Origin of the sequence: Klebsiella africana, assembly GCF_020526085.1 — a bacterium.
GTDB lineage: Bacteria > Pseudomonadota > Gammaproteobacteria > Enterobacterales > Enterobacteriaceae > Klebsiella > Klebsiella africana.
Window position 1 is genome coordinate 3,934,321 of sequence record NZ_CP084874.1, and the last position, 16,802, is coordinate 3,951,122.

The 16,802-nt window shown below is 58.4% G+C and carries 13 protein-coding genes; 7 read left to right on the forward strand and 6 right to left on the reverse strand.

Annotated elements, in window-relative coordinates:
* Positions 1-122: 122 nt before the first annotated feature.
* Complete coding sequence (locus LGL98_RS19000; RefSeq protein WP_002892258.1) at positions 123-1,040, forward strand: SPFH domain-containing protein; 918 nt, start codon at positions 123-125, stop codon at positions 1,038-1,040.
* The gene (locus LGL98_RS19005; RefSeq protein WP_136033395.1) at positions 1,037-1,495 is read left to right on the forward strand and encodes an NfeD family protein; all 459 of its coding nucleotides are present in this window, start codon (positions 1,037-1,039) and stop codon (positions 1,493-1,495) included. The genes LGL98_RS19000 and LGL98_RS19005 overlap by 4 nt, the downstream gene beginning before the upstream one ends.
* Here LGL98_RS19005 and cueR read toward each other — a convergent pair.
* On the reverse strand, positions 1,492-1,902 hold the full coding sequence (gene cueR / locus LGL98_RS19010) for a Cu(I)-responsive transcriptional regulator (RefSeq protein WP_069197067.1): 411 nt from the start codon (positions 1,900-1,902) through the stop codon (positions 1,492-1,494). The genes LGL98_RS19005 and cueR overlap by 4 nt on opposite strands.
* Before the next feature lie 106 nt (positions 1,903-2,008).
* On the opposite strand from cueR, the gene copA reads away from it, so the two are divergent.
* From copA to ybaK, 3 genes are all read left to right on the forward strand, one after another.
* Positions 2,009-4,510 (forward strand): copper-exporting P-type ATPase CopA, encoded by a 2,502-nt coding sequence (copA, locus tag LGL98_RS19015; protein ID WP_136033397.1) that lies wholly within the window; start codon positions 2,009-2,011, stop codon positions 4,508-4,510.
* A gap of 130 nt (positions 4,511-4,640) precedes the next feature.
* On the forward strand, positions 4,641-5,435 hold the full coding sequence (locus LGL98_RS19020) for a TraB/GumN family protein (RefSeq protein WP_136033398.1): 795 nt from the start codon (positions 4,641-4,643) through the stop codon (positions 5,433-5,435).
* Between the two features lie 201 nt (positions 5,436-5,636).
* Positions 5,637-6,116, forward strand: a complete 480-nt coding sequence (ybaK, locus tag LGL98_RS19025) for a Cys-tRNA(Pro)/Cys-tRNA(Cys) deacylase YbaK (protein ID WP_002892205.1) — start codon at positions 5,637-5,639, stop codon at positions 6,114-6,116.
* A 105-nt stretch (positions 6,117-6,221) separates the two neighbouring features.
* Here ybaK and ushA read toward each other — a convergent pair whose 3' ends face one another.
* Entirely contained in the window at positions 6,222-7,874 is a 1,653-nt protein-coding gene (gene ushA / locus LGL98_RS19030) for a bifunctional UDP-sugar hydrolase/5'-nucleotidase UshA (RefSeq protein ID WP_032734896.1), read from the reverse strand.
* 269 nt (positions 7,875-8,143) lie between these two features.
* Between ushA and LGL98_RS19035 the strand changes: the two genes are divergently transcribed.
* The gene (locus tag LGL98_RS19035) at positions 8,144-9,364 is read left to right on the forward strand and encodes an MFS transporter (protein ID WP_023341120.1); all 1,221 of its coding nucleotides are present in this window, start codon (positions 8,144-8,146) and stop codon (positions 9,362-9,364) included.
* A 225-nt stretch (positions 9,365-9,589) separates the two neighbouring features.
* Positions 9,590-11,266 (forward strand): YbaL family putative K(+) efflux transporter, encoded by a 1,677-nt coding sequence (ybaL, locus tag LGL98_RS19040; RefSeq protein WP_002892195.1) that lies wholly within the window; start codon positions 9,590-9,592, stop codon positions 11,264-11,266.
* A gap of 34 nt (positions 11,267-11,300) precedes the next feature.
* Here the strand turns inward: ybaL and LGL98_RS19045 are convergent, their stop codons facing one another.
* From LGL98_RS19045 to htpG, 4 genes are all read right to left on the reverse strand, one after another.
* Complete coding sequence (locus tag LGL98_RS19045; RefSeq protein WP_136033401.1) at positions 11,301-12,605, reverse strand: inosine/guanosine kinase; 1,305 nt, start codon at positions 12,603-12,605, stop codon at positions 11,301-11,303.
* Positions 12,606-12,668: 63 nt separating this feature from the next.
* Complete coding sequence (gene hemH, locus LGL98_RS19050; protein ID WP_136033403.1) at positions 12,669-13,631, reverse strand: ferrochelatase; 963 nt, start codon at positions 13,629-13,631, stop codon at positions 12,669-12,671.
* Between the two features lie 128 nt (positions 13,632-13,759).
* On the reverse strand, positions 13,760-14,404 hold the full coding sequence (adk, locus tag LGL98_RS19055) for an adenylate kinase (RefSeq protein ID WP_002892184.1): 645 nt from the start codon (positions 14,402-14,404) through the stop codon (positions 13,760-13,762).
* A gap of 445 nt (positions 14,405-14,849) precedes the next feature.
* The gene (htpG, locus tag LGL98_RS19060; protein ID WP_136033405.1) at positions 14,850-16,724 is read right to left on the reverse strand and encodes a molecular chaperone HtpG; all 1,875 of its coding nucleotides are present in this window, start codon (positions 16,722-16,724) and stop codon (positions 14,850-14,852) included.
* Positions 16,725-16,802: the final 78 nt, after the last annotated feature.

Genomic DNA, 16,802 nt, shown 5'->3' on the forward strand with positions numbered 1-16,802 from the left:
TCTGAAACACCGCTAGTTTACCCCACTTTCCTTTCTCCAGGATGAGGAGAAAGATATACTCAGTTTAAACATGCGCTATTTTCTTGTGGCGCCCCACCAGGCAACAAGACAGGAGGTTTTTGATGCTGATTTTTATTCCTATCCTTATTTTCGTCGCGCTGGTCATTGTGGCCGCGGCGGTGAAAATTGTCCCGCAGGGCTATCAGTGGACGGTAGAGCGCTTCGGGCGTTTTACCCAGACGCTGCAGCCGGGATTAAGCTTAGTCGTGCCGTTTATGGACCGTATCGGCCGCAAAGTGAACATGATGGAGCAGGTGCTCGATATCCCCTCGCAGGAGGTTATCTCCCGGGATAACGCCAACGTCACCATCGACGCGGTCTGCTTTATTCAGGTGATTGACGCGCCAAAGGCCGCCTACGAGGTCAGCAATCTTGAGCAGGCGATCGTCAATCTGACGATGACCAATATCCGTACCGTACTCGGCTCGATGGAGCTGGACGAAATGCTCTCCCAGCGCGACAGCATTAACACCCGCCTGCTGCATATCGTCGACGACGCCACTAATCCGTGGGGGGTGAAAATCACCCGCGTCGAAATTCGCGACGTTCGCCCACCGGCGGAGCTTATCGCCTCGATGAACGCCCAGATGAAAGCCGAACGTACCAAACGCGCCTATATTCTTGAGGCCGAAGGGGTGCGACAGGCGGAAATTCTGAAAGCGGAAGGGGAAAAGCAGTCGCAGATCCTCAAGGCCGAGGGCGAACGACAGTCCGCATTCCTGCAAGCGGAAGCTCGTGAACGTTCCGCCGAAGCGGAAGCCCGCGCCACCCAGATGGTCTCCTCGGCGATCGCCTCAGGCGATATTCAGGCGATCAACTACTTTGTAGCGCAGAAATACACCGATGCGCTGCAGCAGATTGGCGCCGCTAACAACAGCAAAGTGGTATTGATGCCGCTGGATGCCAGCAGCCTGATGGGATCGATCGCCGGGATCAGCGAGCTGATCAAAGAGGGCGCTGGCGATCGGAAAAAATCATGATCGACATGATCCTCGCCCACCCCCATCTGTTCTGGCTAAGCCTGGGCGGGCTGCTGCTGGCGGCCGAGATGCTGGGCGGCAGCGGCTATCTGCTGTGGAGCGGCGTCGCTGGCGTGGTGACTGGCGCCCTGACCTGGCTCCTGCCGCTGAGCTGGGAATGGCAAGGGACGCTGTTTGCCGTTCTCACCCTGCTGGCGGCGTGGCTGTGGTCGAAATGGCTGCGCAAGCGCGTCAAAACGCAGCGCCCGGCCGATGCTCAGCTCAACCAGCGCGGGCAGCAGCTGGTGGGCCGCCGCCTGACGCTGGATGCCCCGCTGGTGAACGGCCGCGGCCACGTCCGCGTGGGCGACAGCTCCTGGCCAGTGATTGCCGATGAAGACTTCGCGGCGGGCAGCAAGGTTGAAGTGATTGCCGTAGAAGGGATTACGCTACGCATCAGACCCGCCGTCCGTTAAACCTGCGCCTTGCGATGGCAGCAGCCGGAAAGATTATCGATAATCGGGCACTCCGCGCTGTCGTCGCCAGGGCAGGATTCGGCCAGCGCCAGCAGGTGCGCGCGCATATTTTGCAGCTCGCGGATATGGTTCTCGATATCCGCCACTTTCTCCAGCGTGCGTTTTTTCACATCGGCGCTGTGCCGTGACGGGTCGTTGAACAGGGCCACCAGCTCGCGGCACTCTTCCAGGTTAAACCCCACCTGCCGCGCCTGGCGCAGCAGCGTCAGCTCATCGAGATGCTGCTGACTGTAAGTGCGGTAGCCGTTTTCGCTGCGCAACGGCGGCGTCACCAGCCCCTTCTCTTCGTAAAAACGAATCGCTTTGCTGGTTAAGCCGGTTTTTTTCGCCACATCGCTGATATTCATTTTTTCTCCTTGACCTTCCCCTTGCTGGAAGGTTTAACCTTCTTAATACTCGATGAAAGAGTGGGTCTGGTCAATCGTTGACCGGAAAATTATTCAGGAGTTATTTATGTCTAACACTATCGACCTGACGCTGGATGGCCTCTCCTGCGGCCACTGCGTCAAACGCGTGAAAGAGAGTCTGGAGCAGCGTCCTGACGTTGAGCAAGCGGAAGTCACCCTCACTGAAGCCCATGTAACGGGCAGCGCCAGCGCGCAAGCGCTGATTGAAACCGTTAAACAAGCCGGATACGGCGCGGAGCTCAGCCACCCAAAGGCTAAACCGCTGGCAGAATCATCAATCCCGTCGGAAGCACTGACAGCGGCCACTCCTGAGCTTCCGGCAGCCCATGACGAAGATGACAGTCAACAGCTGCTGATCAACGGCATGAGCTGCGCCAGCTGCGTCTCCCGGGTACAAAACGCGCTTGCCGCGGTGCCGGGCGTCTCACAGGCGCGGGTTAACCTGGCGGAACGCACAGCGCTGGTGATGGGCAGTGCGTCCGCCGCAGAATTAGTGCAGGCGGTGGAGAAAGCGGGCTACGGCGCGGAGGCGATCGAAGACGATCTGGAACGCCGCGAACGTCAGCAGGAAACTGCCATCGCGACGATGAAGCGTTTTCGCTGGCAGGCGATTGTCGCCCTGCTGGTCGGCGTGCCGGTGATGGTCTGGGGGATGATCGGCGATAACATGATGGTCAGCGACGACAACCGTTCGCTGTGGCTGGTCATCGGCCTTGTCACCCTCGCCGTCATGGTCTTCGCCGGCGGCCACTTCTACCGCAGCGCGTGGAAAAGCCTGAAAAACGGCACCGCCACCATGGATACGTTGGTGGCGCTCGGCACCGGCGTCGCCTGGCTGTACTCGATGAGCGTCAACCTGTGGCCACAGTGGTTCCCGATGGAAGCCCGCCATCTCTATTACGAAGCCAGCGCAATGATTATCGGCCTGATTAACCTCGGCCATATGCTGGAGGCCCGCGCCCGTCAGCGCTCCTCGAAAGCGCTGGAAAAACTGCTCGACCTGACGCCGCCTTCGGCTCGGGTCGTCACGCCCGAGGGTGAGAAAGATCTGCCGCTCGCGGAAGTTCAGGCCGGCATGACGCTGCGCCTGACTACCGGCGACCGCGTCCCGGTCGACGGCGTGATAAGCCAGGGCGAAGCCTGGTTTGATGAAGCGATGCTCACCGGCGAACCGGTGCCGCAGCAAAAAGGCGATGGCGATGCTATTCACGCCGGTACCGTGATGCAGGATGGCAGCGTGCTGTTTACCGCCAGCGCCGTCGGCAGCCAGACCACGCTGGCACGTATTATCCGCATGGTGCGCCAGGCGCAGAGTAGCAAACCGGAGATCGGCCAGCTGGCGGATAAAATCTCCGCGGTGTTTGTTCCGGCGGTGGTCGCCATTGCGCTGATCAGCGCCGCGATCTGGTTCTTCTTCGGCCCGGCGCCGCAGATCGTCTATACCCTGGTCATTGCCACCACGGTACTGATTATCGCCTGTCCGTGCGCCTTAGGCCTGGCGACGCCGATGTCGATTATCTCCGGCGTTGGCCGGGCAGCGGAGTACGGTGTGCTGGTGCGCGATGCCGATGCGCTGCAGCGCGCCAGCGAACTCGACACCCTGGTATTCGATAAAACCGGCACCCTGACCGAAGGCAAGCCGCAGGTGGTGGCGGTGAAAACTTTCGCTGGCGTTGATGAAGCGACTGCTGTCCGTCTTGCCGCCGCGCTGGAGCAGGGCTCAAGCCATCCGCTGGCGCGAGCGATCCTTGATAAAGCTGCCGATGGCCCATTGCCGGAAGCCAGCGGCTTCCGCACCCTGCGCGGCCTTGGCGTCAGCGGCGAAGCGGAAGACCATCGCCTGCTGCTCGGCAACCAGGCGCTGCTCAACGAGCAGCATATCAATACCGCCGAGGTGGAAAGCGAGATGACAGCCCAGGCCTCACGCGGCGCCACGCCGGTGCTGCTGGCTATTGATGGCCAGGCTGCTGCCCTGTTCGCCATTCGCGACCCGCTGCGCGAAGACAGCGTCGACGCCCTGGCGCGCCTGCATCATCAGGGCTACCGGCTGGTGATGCTCACCGGGGATAACCCCACCACCGCGAAGGCCATCGCCAAAGAAGCGGGCATTGATGAAGTGATCGCCGGCGTGCTGCCGGACGGTAAAGCCGACGCCATTAAACGGTTGCAGAGCCAGGGGCACAAAGTGGCGATGGTCGGCGACGGCATTAACGACGCCCCGGCGCTGGCGCAAGCGGATGTCGGGATCGCCATGGGCGGCGGCAGCGATGTCGCTATTGAAACCGCGGCGATCACCCTGATGCGCCATAGCCTCAACGGCGTGGCCGATGCGCTGGCGATTTCGAAGGCGACCTTACGCAATATGAAGCAGAACCTGCTGGGCGCGTTTGTCTATAACTCGCTGGGTATCCCGATTGCCGCCGGGATCCTCTGGCCGCTGACCGGCACGCTGCTCAACCCGGTGGTTGCCGGCGCGGCGATGGCGCTGTCATCGATCACCGTGGTCAGTAACGCCAACCGCCTGCTGCGCTTTAAACCAAAAGAGTAAACGCCATCACATGAAACGGGCGCCGACGTTGTTCGGCGCCCGTTTTTTGCTGAGACAAGAAAAGCCCGCCGGAAGGGTGACGTGTATCACCATATGCGCTAGCATGAAGTCCTCACACTTCGGAGCGCGTATGGGCCTGTTAAACCGGATAAAAATGCTGTGGCAAGCCGCCGTCGGCTCGTCTTATTCCTGGCCTGCGATGGATGTCGTCCTGCCCGGCGAACGCTATTTGCACCTCGTCGGCAGTATCCATATGGGCACCCGTGACATGGCGCCGCCGCCGGCAAAGCTTCTGAAAAAAATACGTCAGGCCGATGCGTTAATCGTCGAGGCCGATATCAGCGGCAATGAAACCCCGTTTAGCAATCTCCCCACTTACCCACCGCTGGCGGAACGCCTGAGCGATGCGCAGCTGAGCGAGCTAGAGGCGCGAGCCGGCGAGCTGGGCCTGTCGGTCGGGCTGTTCGACAGCCAGCCGCTGTGGCAGGTGGCGATGGTCCTGCAGGCCACCCAGGCGCAGAAGCTGGGACTGCGACCGGATTACGGCATCGATTATCAGTTGCTGATGGCCGCCCGCGAGAGCAACATAAGGGTGATGGAGCTGGAAGGCGCCGACAGCCAAATCGCGCTGCTGCGCGATCTGCCCGACGGCGGAATGGCCCTGCTGGAAGATACACTGACCCACTGGCGCACCAATGCTCGTTTACTGCAGGTGATGATTGGCTGGTGGTTGGAGCAACCGCCGTCGCGCGGTGCGGTATCGCTGCCGACGACCTTCAGCCAGTCTTTATATGATGTGCTGATGCACCAGCGCAATCTCGCCTGGCGCGAGACGCTACTGGCCCTGCCACCGGGGCGCTACGTGGTTGCCGTCGGCGCGCTGCATCTGTATGGCGAAGGGAATCTGCCGGATATGCTGACATAAAAAAATGGCCAATATTGCTATTGGCCCGTCAAAGAGGAATTTCATCATTATTATTATCCCGGGATTTGCATCCCGGATCGTCTGATTGTCGCTCAAAGTGACCATCACTGCCAACACTATTGCGCAAGATGGTACTATTTTTTAGACAACCTGCGGGCGTATTCTAACGTCACGCAAAACCGGTTGGTAAGAAGGATAGCTATGACTCCCGCCGTTAAATTACTCGAAAAAAACAAAATTTCCTTTCAGATCCACAGTTACGATCACGATCCCAATGAGACCAACTTCGGCGACGAAGTGGTGCGCAAGCTCGGCCTCAATGCCGACCAGGTTTACAAGACCCTGCTGGTCGCCGTGAACGGCGATATGAAGCATCTGGCGGTCGCCGTCACCCCGGTCGCCGGGCAGCTGGATTTGAAGAAAGTGGCGAAAGCGCTGGGTGCTAAGAAAGTCGACATGGCCGACCCGATGGTGGCCCAGCGTATCACCGGCTATCTGGTGGGCGGTATCAGTCCGCTGGGGCAAAAGAAGCGCCTGCCAACGGTAATTGACGCCCCGGCGCAGGAATTTGCCACCATCTATATTTCCGGCGGCAAACGCGGGCTGGATATTGAGCTGGCGGCCAGCGATCTGGCGCAGCTTCTCGATGCGAAGTTTGCCGATATCGCCCGCCGCGATTAAGCGCACCATCCCGGATAGCGGCGCACGCGCCTTATCCGTGTTAGCCAATTCGTAGCCCCGGTAAGCGTAGCGCCACCGGGGAAATAGCCAACCTGAAGCCCGGGCTTACTGCCAGCTCACCTCGCCTTTCGGCTCGTAGGCCGCGGCATCCAGCGGCGAGTTCTTCTCGATATACTCTTTCAGCACTTCGGCATCGATAAAGCCGGTATTCACATACCCGGGTTTATCGGCAATGTTCGGGTAGCCATCGCCGCCGGTGGCGTTAAAGCTCAGCGTCGCCATCCGATAGGTCTTCGCCGGGTCCACCGGTTCGCCTTTGATTTTCAGATCGTTCAGCTTGCCATCTTTGGCCACGAAGCTGACGTTGGCAAACTGCGGATAGGCGCCGGAATCCGGCTTCATCTGCGCGACGGCGGTCAGGTAATCCACCACCTCCTTGCCGCTCATATCGACATAGGTTAGCACATTGCCGAACGGCTGGACCTTCATCACATCCTTGTAGGTGATATCGCCCGCCTCGATGGAGTCGCGGATCCCGCCGCCGCTCATCACCGCGAAATCTGCGTTGCTGCGCGCCATTTGCGCCGCCAACAGCAGATGGCCCATATTGGTCTGCACAAAGCGCACTTTACTGCGGTCGCCCTCCAGATGACCATTCACGCTGCCGATTTTGACCTGCAGTTGCGCCTTGCCTTTGTTCTGGAACGGCGTCAGCAGTGACATCATCTGCGGGTTCTCGGCGATCTGCGGCGTATACAGCACCCGCTCGCTTTGGCCGTTATCGTAAGTCACTTTTTTCTTCAGGTTGACCGGGATCAGCTGATAGTGCACCAGCTTCATCTCGCCGTTGCGGAACTCAAAATCGGCGCGGCCGACGTATTTGCCCCACTCGTGCGCCTGGACGATCCAGATGCCGTTCTGACGATCCGGGGCGCACGGCGTTCCTGGCACATAGTCGACCTGCTTTTTATTTTCCGACGCCATGCATACCGGATCCTGCGAGTGGCCGCCGACGATCATCGCCAGCGATCCCGCAGGTAAACTCCGCGCCATTTCCACGTCGCCCGGCGCGTTAGAGCCGTGGTTGCCATTGTCGTAATGGCCCATATGGGTGGTGGCCAGGATCACGTCAGGTTTTTCGTTCTGCTGCAGCTCCTGGATCACCAGCTTCGCCTCTTCCGCCGGTTTGCGGAATTCTATATCGGTGAAATATTCCGGATTGCCAATCTTGGCCGTATCGTCGGTGGTTAAACCAATCACCGCGATTTTCAGCCCACCGCGCTTAAACAGCGCCCAGGGTTTGAACAGCCGTTCGCCGGTGCTTTTCTGATAAATATTGGCTGACAGGAACGGGAACTTGGCCCACTTCTCCTGCTGGCGCAGCACGCTCAGCGGATTATCAAATTCATGGTTACCCACCGCCATCGCGTCGTAGCCGATCAGGTTCATGCCGCGAAAATCGGGCTCTGCATCCTGTAAATCTGACTCCGGCACGCCAGTATTAATATCGCCGCCGGATAACAGCAGGACACTCCCCCCTTCCGCCGCTACCTCTTTGCGGATGCCATCGACCAGCGTTTTCTGCGCCGCCAGACCATATTCGCCGTAGTCATTGCGCCAGAAATGGCCATGGTGATCGTTGGTGTGCAGGATGGTAATTTTATAGGTTTTATCCTGCTCATAGGCCTGCGCGGACAGGCTGCCCAGCGATAAGGCGGCAAATAACGCCAGCGCTACGCTGTGTTTGAAATAATGCATGCTTCACTCCCTGACTTAATCCCAAGTGCCGAAAGTATAGCGAGTTAGTCGCGTTGACAAATATGTTTTCAGAATTGCGACTTCCTTCAAACCTTATCAGCAGGTATGTTAGTTGGATAATAATTCCACCTGCATCCTCTATACGCCTTCGCGTTGTATGACATTGCGTCTGCCCGTTGGTCATATTTCCCATGTAGTAGCCGGGAAAATCAGGGCCGTCTCCATGGCGTACAAATGACGAAAGCTATATAAAAAAGTGACGTGAACCTATGGCAATCAATCAGACCGCTCAACCCCTGTCCGGCCCCGCTGCGCCGCCGCAAAAAGCACGCACCTCGTTTGGCATCTTAGGCGCGATCAGCCTGTCCCATTTGCTTAACGATATGATCCAGTCGCTTATTCTCGCTATCTACCCGCTGCTGCAGGCGGAGTTCTCCCTCACCTTCGTGCAGATCGGGATGATCACCCTCACCTTCCAGCTGACTTCATCGCTATTCCAGCCAGTGATTGGCTACATCACCGACAAACGCTCGATGCCGTGGTCGCTGCCGGTGGGCATGTGCTTCACCCTCTGTGGTTTGATTCTCCTGGCGCTGGCCGGCAGCTTCGGCATGGTGCTGCTGGCTGCCGCGCTGGTGGGTACCGGCTCCTCGGTTTTCCATCCGGAATCATCCCGCGTGGCGCGGATGGCCTCTGGCGGCCGTCACGGCCTGGCCCAGTCGCTGTTCCAGGTCGGCGGCAACTTCGGCAGCTCGCTTGGCCCATTGCTGGCGGCGGTGATTATCGCTCCCTATGGCAAAGGTAACGTCGCCTGGTTCGTGTTGGCCGCCCTGCTGGCTATCGTCGTGCTGTCGCAAATCAGCCGCTGGTATGCCGCGCAGCACCGAATGAATAAGGGCAAACCGAAGCCGGCGATCGTTAATCCGCTGCCGCGCAATAAGGTGATTCTGGCGGTAGGTATTCTGCTGATGCTGATTTTCTCGAAATATTTCTATATGGCCAGTATCAGCAGCTATTACACCTTTTATCTGATGCATAAGTTCGGATTATCGGTGCAAAATGCCCAGCTTCATCTGTTTGCCTTCCTGTTCGCGGTTGCTGCCGGGACGGTGATTGGCGGGCCTGTTGGCGATAAGATTGGCCGAAAATATGTTATTTGGGGCTCTATCCTCGGCGTGGCGCCGTTTACCCTCGTTTTACCCTACGCCAGCCTTGAATGGACGGGGATTTTGACGGTGATTATTGGTTTTATCCTCGCCTCGGCCTTTTCCGCAATTCTGGTCTATGCACAAGAGCTGCTGCCGGGCCGAATCGGCATGGTTTCTGGGCTGTTCTTCGGCTTCGCCTTTGGCATGGGGGGCCTCGGCGCCGCAGTGCTGGGCCTGTTGGCGGATCATACCAGCATCGATCTGGTGTATAAAATCTGTGCCTTCCTGCCCCTGCTGGGTTTCCTGACGATATTTCTTCCTGATAACCGGCAAAAAGCCTGATTATCCGGCGGCCAAAGTGCAACTCTGGCCGCCGTTAACCCTTGTGCCATCAGCCTGATACACGGTTTCCCCCCACCATTTTCCCTTCTGTGCCTTTTGGCAGGCTAATTCCATTTTTTTACACAATTCAAGAATTATTCATAAACAAAGTGAACGTTTTTGTCATAAACTATTACCCGGATAGGGTAGCAAAATGGACCGATACACCACTGGAAAGGAGACGGAATGCACCACGCAACACCGCTTATCACCACCATTGTCGGCGGCCTCGTGCTCGCCTTTATTCTCGGCATGATTGCCAATAAGCTACGTATTTCTCCTCTGGTGGGATATCTCTTAGCGGGCGTGCTGGCCGGACCTTTCACCCCTGGCTTTGTTGCTGACACCAAACTGGCTCCGGAACTGGCAGAACTCGGCGTGATCCTGCTGATGTTCGGCGTCGGGCTGCATTTTTCCCTCAAGGATCTGATGGCGGTAAAGTCGATCGCCATTCCCGGGGCCATCGCCCAGATAGCCGTGGCGACGCTGTTGGGTATGGCACTCTCCGCCGCCCTTGGCTGGTCGCTGATGACCGGCATCGTCTTTGGCCTGTGTCTCTCCACCGCCAGTACCGTGGTGCTACTGCGCGCCCTCGAGGAGCGACAGCTGATTGACAGTCAGCGCGGGCAGATTGCCATCGGCTGGCTGATTGTGGAAGACCTGGTGATGGTCCTGACGCTGGTCCTGCTGCCGGCGATTGCTGGCATGGCGGAGAAAGGCAACGTCGGCTTCGCCTCTCTGGCTCTCGACCTCGGGATCACCATTGGTAAAGTGGTGGCCTTTATCGCCATCATGATGCTGGTCGGCCGTCGACTGGTGCCGTGGATCATGTCGCGCAGCGCGGCCACCGGCTCACGTGAGCTGTTCACCCTGTCGGTGTTGGCCCTGGCGCTAGGCATCGCCTTCGGCGCGGTGGAGTTGTTTGATGTCTCCTTCGCCCTTGGCGCCTTCTTCGCCGGTATGGTGCTTAACGAATCCGAGCTCAGCCACCGCGCCGCCCATGACACCCTGCCGCTGCGCGACGCCTTTGCGGTGCTGTTCTTTGTCTCCGTCGGCATGCTGTTTGACCCGATGGTACTGGTCCAGCAGCCGCTGGCGGTGCTGGCGACGCTGGCGATTATCATCTTTGGTAAATCCGCGGCCGCCTTTTTCCTTGTGCGAATGTTTGGCCACTCACCACGTACCGCGCTGACCATTGCCGCCAGCCTGGCGCAGATCGGTGAGTTCGCCTTTATTCTCGCCGGCCTGGGAATGGCGCTTAACCTGCTGCCGCAGGCCGGACAAAATCTGGTGCTGGCCGGGGCAATCATCTCGATTATGCTCAACCCGGTGCTGTTCACCCTGCTGGAGAAATATCTCGATAAAACCGAAACCCTCGACGAGCAGACGCTGGAAGAGGTCCTGGAGGATGAGAAGCAAGTGCCGGTGGATATCTGCAACCACGCGCTGCTGGTCGGCTTCGGCCGCGTCGGCAGCCTGTTGGGCGAGAAGCTAATGGCCCAGGGGATCCCGCTGGTGGTGGTTGAGACCTCGCGCACCCGCGTGGATGAGCTACGCGAGCGCGGGATCAGCGCGGTGCTCGGCAATGCCGCCAATGAAGAGATCATGGAGCTGGCGCATCTCGACTGCGCCCGCTGGCTGCTGCTGACGATCCCTAACGGCTACGAGGCCGGTGAGATTGTCGCTTCCGCACGGGAAAAATGTCCAAATATCGAGATTATCGCCCGCGCCCATTACGATGACGAAGTGGACTACATTATCGATCGCGGGGCCAATCAGGTGGTGATGGGCGAACGGGAAATTGCCCGCGCCATGCTGCGGCTTCTGGAAACGCCACCCGCCGGCGAAGTCGTCACCGGCTGATGTACTGCCCTCTCCCGTTGGGAGAGGGACGCGCTTACCGATCCCAGTACGCCTCTTCCAGGCTGTCCTCACGCTCCGGCAGGCCGCGGGTTAAACGCGGCGAGTGCTGGTTCAGCACCTGATAGCTCACGCGGTTGGCATATTTACACACCTGCGCCAGCGAGGAGTAGGTCAGCCATTTGCATTTGTGCTTGCTGGAGTTGGGGACGTTATTGCGGTGGTAGTTATTGGCGGTGATGTCGTGCAGCAGCGCCGCCAGCGCGCCGTCGCCTGCGCCGTTGGTGTTCATGATCTTCTCGGGGCCGCCCATATAGGGAGCGATATGGGAATAAATGCGCCGCGGATTAACGCAATCCTGGTGGCGCATCGCGCGGCTGAATTCAAACTGGTTAAACTCCGGGATCGCCCCCGGCAGCAGCGGATGCTGGGTTTTCCGCTTCGCCTCTTCTTCGGTAAAGCCCGCCATATACAGCCCCGCCGGTCCGGCAGTGCACAGCACCAGGTCAACCCAGTCCAGCGCTTTATCCGCCGCCGACAGCGGATCGGCAAGGCCAGTCAGGGCTTCCCCTTCTTCTTCATTCATCGCCAGAATAGAGACATGTTCCTGGAGGAACTGCTGCCACCACGCCGGGTTATCGGCAATCACGTATTTGGTTCCGAGGGTTAGCACCACCGGCACATCATGCTTTTTGGCATACTCGATGGCTTTCATCGTCGCGTCCGGCATTGGCTCGCCCGGCTTGCAGCGTACCAGGTAGGAGGTCAGCACCAGCGCCGAGGCGCCGGCGATCACCGCTTCCGGAATGCTTTCCGGGCGCAGCTTATTCATGTGGCCCGGGCTGATGGCGAAGGTGCGCTCGCCGCTGTCACCGATCAGGGTAAAGCAGCGGCCAATGGCGCCGTCGACGCCCTGCAGATAGTTCAGATCGGTGCGACTGGAGGTATTGCACAGGTAACGATAGGCATAACCGCCGATTTCAATATTACTGCACATCACGCCAAGCAGCACCGAGCGATCGTCCGCCAGCACCGAGTAGTTGTGCATGGTATTGCCGATGGTGCCGCCGGCAAACTGATGGGTAATGAGATTGTTGCGCACCAGCTCCTGGTACAGCGCCTCGGCGACGTCATCTTCAATCACCAGCGAATGGCCCGCGCTCAGGCCATAGCGCACGATAAACGCCTCATCTACCTTCGCTTCGATATCCACCAGCGTCTGGTCGATACCGACCACCCAGGAGACGCTGGATTCATTCTCCGGCTGAATTTGCTGGAGCAGCGGGTCGCGGGCGTTAACGGGAAAATAGTGTTTGGATTTGCGTTTACCGGGGAATTTCATAGTGGCGCTTAAATAACAGGGAACAAGCGGGAAATAGTAGCATATTTCCCGCCCTGCGCGCGATCAGCGATAAGGCGCCGTCAGATTGACCATCATTTCAATATGCGCTGCGTCCGCATTAAGCGCTGGAATATATTCATATTGCTTGCCACCCGCTTCGAGGAAAATTTCCCGGTTCTGGACGGCGATCTCTTCCAGCGTTTCGAGACAATCGGCGGCAAAGCCCGGGCACAGCACCTGGATATGCTTCGTCCCCTTTTCACCGAGCATTTTTAGCGTTTCATCGGTGTAGGGCGTCAGCCAGGGTTCGCGGCCAAAGCGCGACTGGAAGGTCATCATCACCCGCTCCGGCGGCAGCCCCAGCGCCGAGACCAGCTCCCGCGTGGTATCGCGACAGCGCTGAGGATAGTCATCCCCCTGGTTGGCATAGCGCTGCGGGATCCCATGATAGGAGAGCAGCAGCAGATCGGGTTCACCATGCACCGCGAAGGAGGCGCGCACGCTGGCCGCCAGCGCATGGATATAGTCCGGGCGATCGGCATAGTCGCGAATAAACGAGATCCCCGGAATGGCGCGTTTTTTCGCAAGGATCCGCGCCAGCTCATCCCAGACGGCGGCCACCGTCGAGCAGGAATATTGCGGATACAACGGCAGCACCACGATGTGCTCCACCCCCTGCGCCAGTAAATCATCCACCGCGCTGGCCAGCGACGGCGAACCATAGCTCATGCCCAGCGCCACCGGGGTATCCGGCAGCCTGGCGGCCAGCGCCTGCTGCTGGCGGCGGCTGTATACCATCAGCGGTGAGCCCTCCTCCATCCAGACAGACTGATAGAGCTTCGCCACGCGCGGGGAGCGAATCGGCAGTATGACGCCGCGCAGCAGCGGCCACCATAGCAGACGAGACGTATCCACCACCCGTTTGTCGCTGAGGAATTGTCGCAGATAGCGCTTCACCGCACCGGGGGTGGGCGCATCGGGAGTGCCTAAATTGGCCAGCAAGATACCTGTTTTCGTCTGATGCATTACCGCCTCTTAACCATTTGAATCGCAGCCAATTGTAGCTGAAATGGCGCTAAACGGAACCAATCATAGCAAAAGGTAGAAATGAGAGGAGTTCTCATCCTGCCGCAGCAGGATGAGAAAAGGCTTTATCAGCCGAGGATTTTTTCCAGTTCGGCGCGCACGTCAGCCACCGCTTTGGTGCCGTCAACTTTGGCGTATTTGGTGTTGCCCGCCTGCGCTTCTTTGGTGTAGTAGCCGATCAGCGGCGCCGTCATCTGATGGTATTCTACCAGACGCTTACGCACGGTCTCTTCCTGATCGTCTTTACGGGTGGTCAGCTCTTCGCCGGTCACGTCGTCTTTGCCTTCCACCTTCGGCGGATTGAATTTGATGTGGTATACACGACCGGATGCCGCGTGAACGCGACGGCCAACGATGCGGTCGACGATCAGTTCGTCCGGCACATCGAATTCCAGCACGTAATCAACGGTAATGCCCGCCTCTTTCATGGCGTCAGCCTGCGGAATGGTGCGCGGGAAGCCGTCCAGCAGGAAGCCGTTACGGCAATCTTCCTGGGCGATACGCTCTTTCACCAGCGCGATGACCAGCTCATCGGTCACCAGCTTGCCGGCGTCCATAATGTCTTTCGCTTGCTTACCGAGCTCAGAGCCGGATTTTACCGCCGCGCGCAGCATATCGCCGGTGGAGATTTGCGGAATACCGTATTTCTCCATGATGAACTGAGCCTGAGTTCCTTTACCCGCGCCCGGAGCGCCAAGCAGAATAATACGCATTACGAAAATCCCCTCAAAAGTCGATTCAATTTTTCAAAAACGCTAAACCATACCACCAGAACGGCGATGGCTCAAGGAAGGCGGTGCGGCTGAAACGGTTAATGGTGAGATATTTTACCGACAGGGAGGATTATGCCCCTCACCCCGGCCTCTCCCCCAGGGAGAGGGAGAAAACCCGTCCGGCACCGGGCCGTCCTATCAAGGAGGGGGAAGCATTGCGCCAGGCCATTCCCCTGTCAGGAAAACGCGAGGACCAGCGCCGGGACATCCCCTCTCCCCCAGGGAGAGGAAGAAAACCCGTCCGGCACCGGGCCGTCCTATCAAGGAGGGGGGAGCATTGCGCCAGTCCATTCCCCTGTCAGAAAAACGCGAGGACCAGCGCCGGGACATCCCCTCTCCCTTCAGGGAGAGGGTTAGGGTGAGGGTCTCCGTTTACAGAGGAAACTTACGACGCCAGCAGCTGGTTCATACGGCGGATAAACTGGTTCGGATCTTCCAGCGTGCCGCGCTCGGCCAGCAGCGCCTGATCCAGCAGCAGTTCCACCCATTCGCCGAATTGCGCGTCATCCTGGGTATCGGCGGCGCGTTTCACCAGCTGATGCGCCGGGTTCAGCTCGAAGATGTACTTCACTTCCGGCGCCGCCTGGCCCGCTGCGGCGAACAGCTTCGCCATCTGGGTGCTCATCTCGTCGGCATCGGTGGTGACAATTGCCGGGGTATCGGTCAGACGATGGGTCAGACGCACCTCTTTCACTCGGTCGCCAAGCAGGTTTTTCACCCGCTCAACGAACGGCTCCAGCGCTTTTTCAGCTTCTTTGGTGGACTCGTCCACTTCATCCGCCAGCTTGTCCAGCGACTCGTCGGCTTTAGCGACAGACTGGAACGCTTTGCCGTCGAACTCGGTCAGGTAGCTCATCATCCATTCGTCGATGCGATCGGAAAGCAGCAGAACTTCAATCCCTTTCTTACGCAGCAGTTCGAGGTGCGGGCTGCTCTTCGCCGCCGCATAGCTGTCGGCAGTGATGTAGTAGATCTTCTCCTGGCCTTCTTTCATACGCGAGACATACTCTTCCAGCGACACGGTCTGTGCGGAGGAGTCGGTGTGAGTGGATGCAAAGCGCAGCAGTTTAGCGATCGCTTCCTGATTGCTCGGATCTTCCGCCGGGCCCTCTTTCAGCACCAGGCCGAACTGTTTCCAGAAGGTCTGATATTTTTCAGCATCGTCTTTCGCCAACTTATCCAGCATCTGCAGCGCGCGTTTGGTCAGCGCGGTGCGCAGGTTGCGGGTCACGCTGCTGTCCTGCAGGATTTCACGCGAGACGTTCAGCGGCAGATCGTTGGAATCGATCAGGCCGCGTACAAAGCGCAGGTAGTTCGGCATAAACTGCTCGGCGTCGTCCATGATGAACACACGCTGGACGTACAGCTTCAGGCCGTGTTTATGATCGCGGTTCCACATATCCCACGGCGCCTGGGACGGGATGTACAGCAGGCTGGTGTACTCCTGCTTCCCTTCCACGCGGTTGTGGCTCCAGGTCAGCGGGTCGCTGTAGTCGTGAGCGATATGCTTATAAAACTCTTTGTATTCGTCGTCGTTAACTTCGGATTTGCTGCGGGTCCACAGGGCCTGCGCCTTGTTGATTTTTTCCCACGAAATCACGGTTTCGCCGTCTTTCTCTTCCCGTTTTTCAATCTCAACCGGCAGCGCGATATGGTCGGAATACTTGCTGATGATAGAGCGTACGCGCCAGTCGTTGAGGAAATCATCTTCGCCTTCGCGCAGATGCAGGGTGATTTCGGTCCCGCGATCGGCTTTGGTGATATCAGCTACGGTATATTCGCCTTCGCCGGCGGATTCCCAGAACACGCCGTTTTCCGGCTTGTCGCCCGCCGCACGGGTACGCACGGTCACTTTGTCCGCCACGATGAAGGCCGAATAGAAGCCGACACCGAACTGACCGATCAGCTGGCTATCCTTCGCCTGGTCGGAACCCATCGATTCGAGGAACGCTTTGGTGCCGGATTTGGCGATGGTGCCGAGATGGTCGATAACCTCTTCCCGGTTCATACCGATACCGTTATCGGCAATGGTCAGGGTACGGTTGTCTTTATCAAACGAAACCCGTACGCGCAGCTCGCCATCCCCCTCATACAAATCCGGCTGCGACAGCGCGCGGAAACGCAGCTTATCGGCCGCATCAGAGGCGTTGGAAATCAGCTCACGCAGAAAGATTTCTTTGTTGGAATAGAGGGAATGGATCATCAGGTGCAGAAGCTGTTTTACTTCTGACTGAAAACCACGAGTTTCTTGTCCTTTCATCTGATTCAACCTCAACAATGCCATTTTAAATGGGGTAAAAAACCGTTGAGTGGGAGATGGGGACAGCGGGGAAATTTT

Bases quoted from the DNA above. Each gene is read 5' to 3' on its own strand.
- LGL98_RS19000 (WP_002892258.1), top strand. From the start codon at position 123: ATGCTGATTTTTATTCCTATCCTTATTTTCGTCGCGCTGGTCATTGTG.
- LGL98_RS19005 (WP_136033395.1), top strand. From the start codon at position 1,037: ATGATCGACATGATCCTCGCCCACCCCCATCTGTTCTGGCTAAGCCTG.
- cueR (WP_069197067.1), bottom strand. From the start codon at position 1,902: ATGAATATCAGCGATGTGGCGAAAAAAACCGGCTTAACCAGCAAAGCG.
- copA (WP_136033397.1), top strand. From the start codon at position 2,009: ATGTCTAACACTATCGACCTGACGCTGGATGGCCTCTCCTGCGGCCAC.
- LGL98_RS19020 (WP_136033398.1), top strand. From the start codon at position 4,641: ATGGGCCTGTTAAACCGGATAAAAATGCTGTGGCAAGCCGCCGTCGGC.
- ybaK (WP_002892205.1), top strand. From the start codon at position 5,637: ATGACTCCCGCCGTTAAATTACTCGAAAAAAACAAAATTTCCTTTCAG.
- ushA (WP_032734896.1), bottom strand. From the start codon at position 7,874: ATGCATTATTTCAAACACAGCGTAGCGCTGGCGTTATTTGCCGCCTTA.
- LGL98_RS19035 (WP_023341120.1), top strand. From the start codon at position 8,144: ATGGCAATCAATCAGACCGCTCAACCCCTGTCCGGCCCCGCTGCGCCG.
- ybaL (WP_002892195.1), top strand. From the start codon at position 9,590: ATGCACCACGCAACACCGCTTATCACCACCATTGTCGGCGGCCTCGTG.
- LGL98_RS19045 (WP_136033401.1), bottom strand. From the start codon at position 12,605: ATGAAATTCCCCGGTAAACGCAAATCCAAACACTATTTTCCCGTTAAC.
- hemH (WP_136033403.1), bottom strand. From the start codon at position 13,631: ATGCATCAGACGAAAACAGGTATCTTGCTGGCCAATTTAGGCACTCCC.
- adk (WP_002892184.1), bottom strand. From the start codon at position 14,404: ATGCGTATTATTCTGCTTGGCGCTCCGGGCGCGGGTAAAGGAACTCAG.
- htpG (WP_136033405.1), bottom strand. From the start codon at position 16,724: ATGAAAGGACAAGAAACTCGTGGTTTTCAGTCAGAAGTAAAACAGCTT.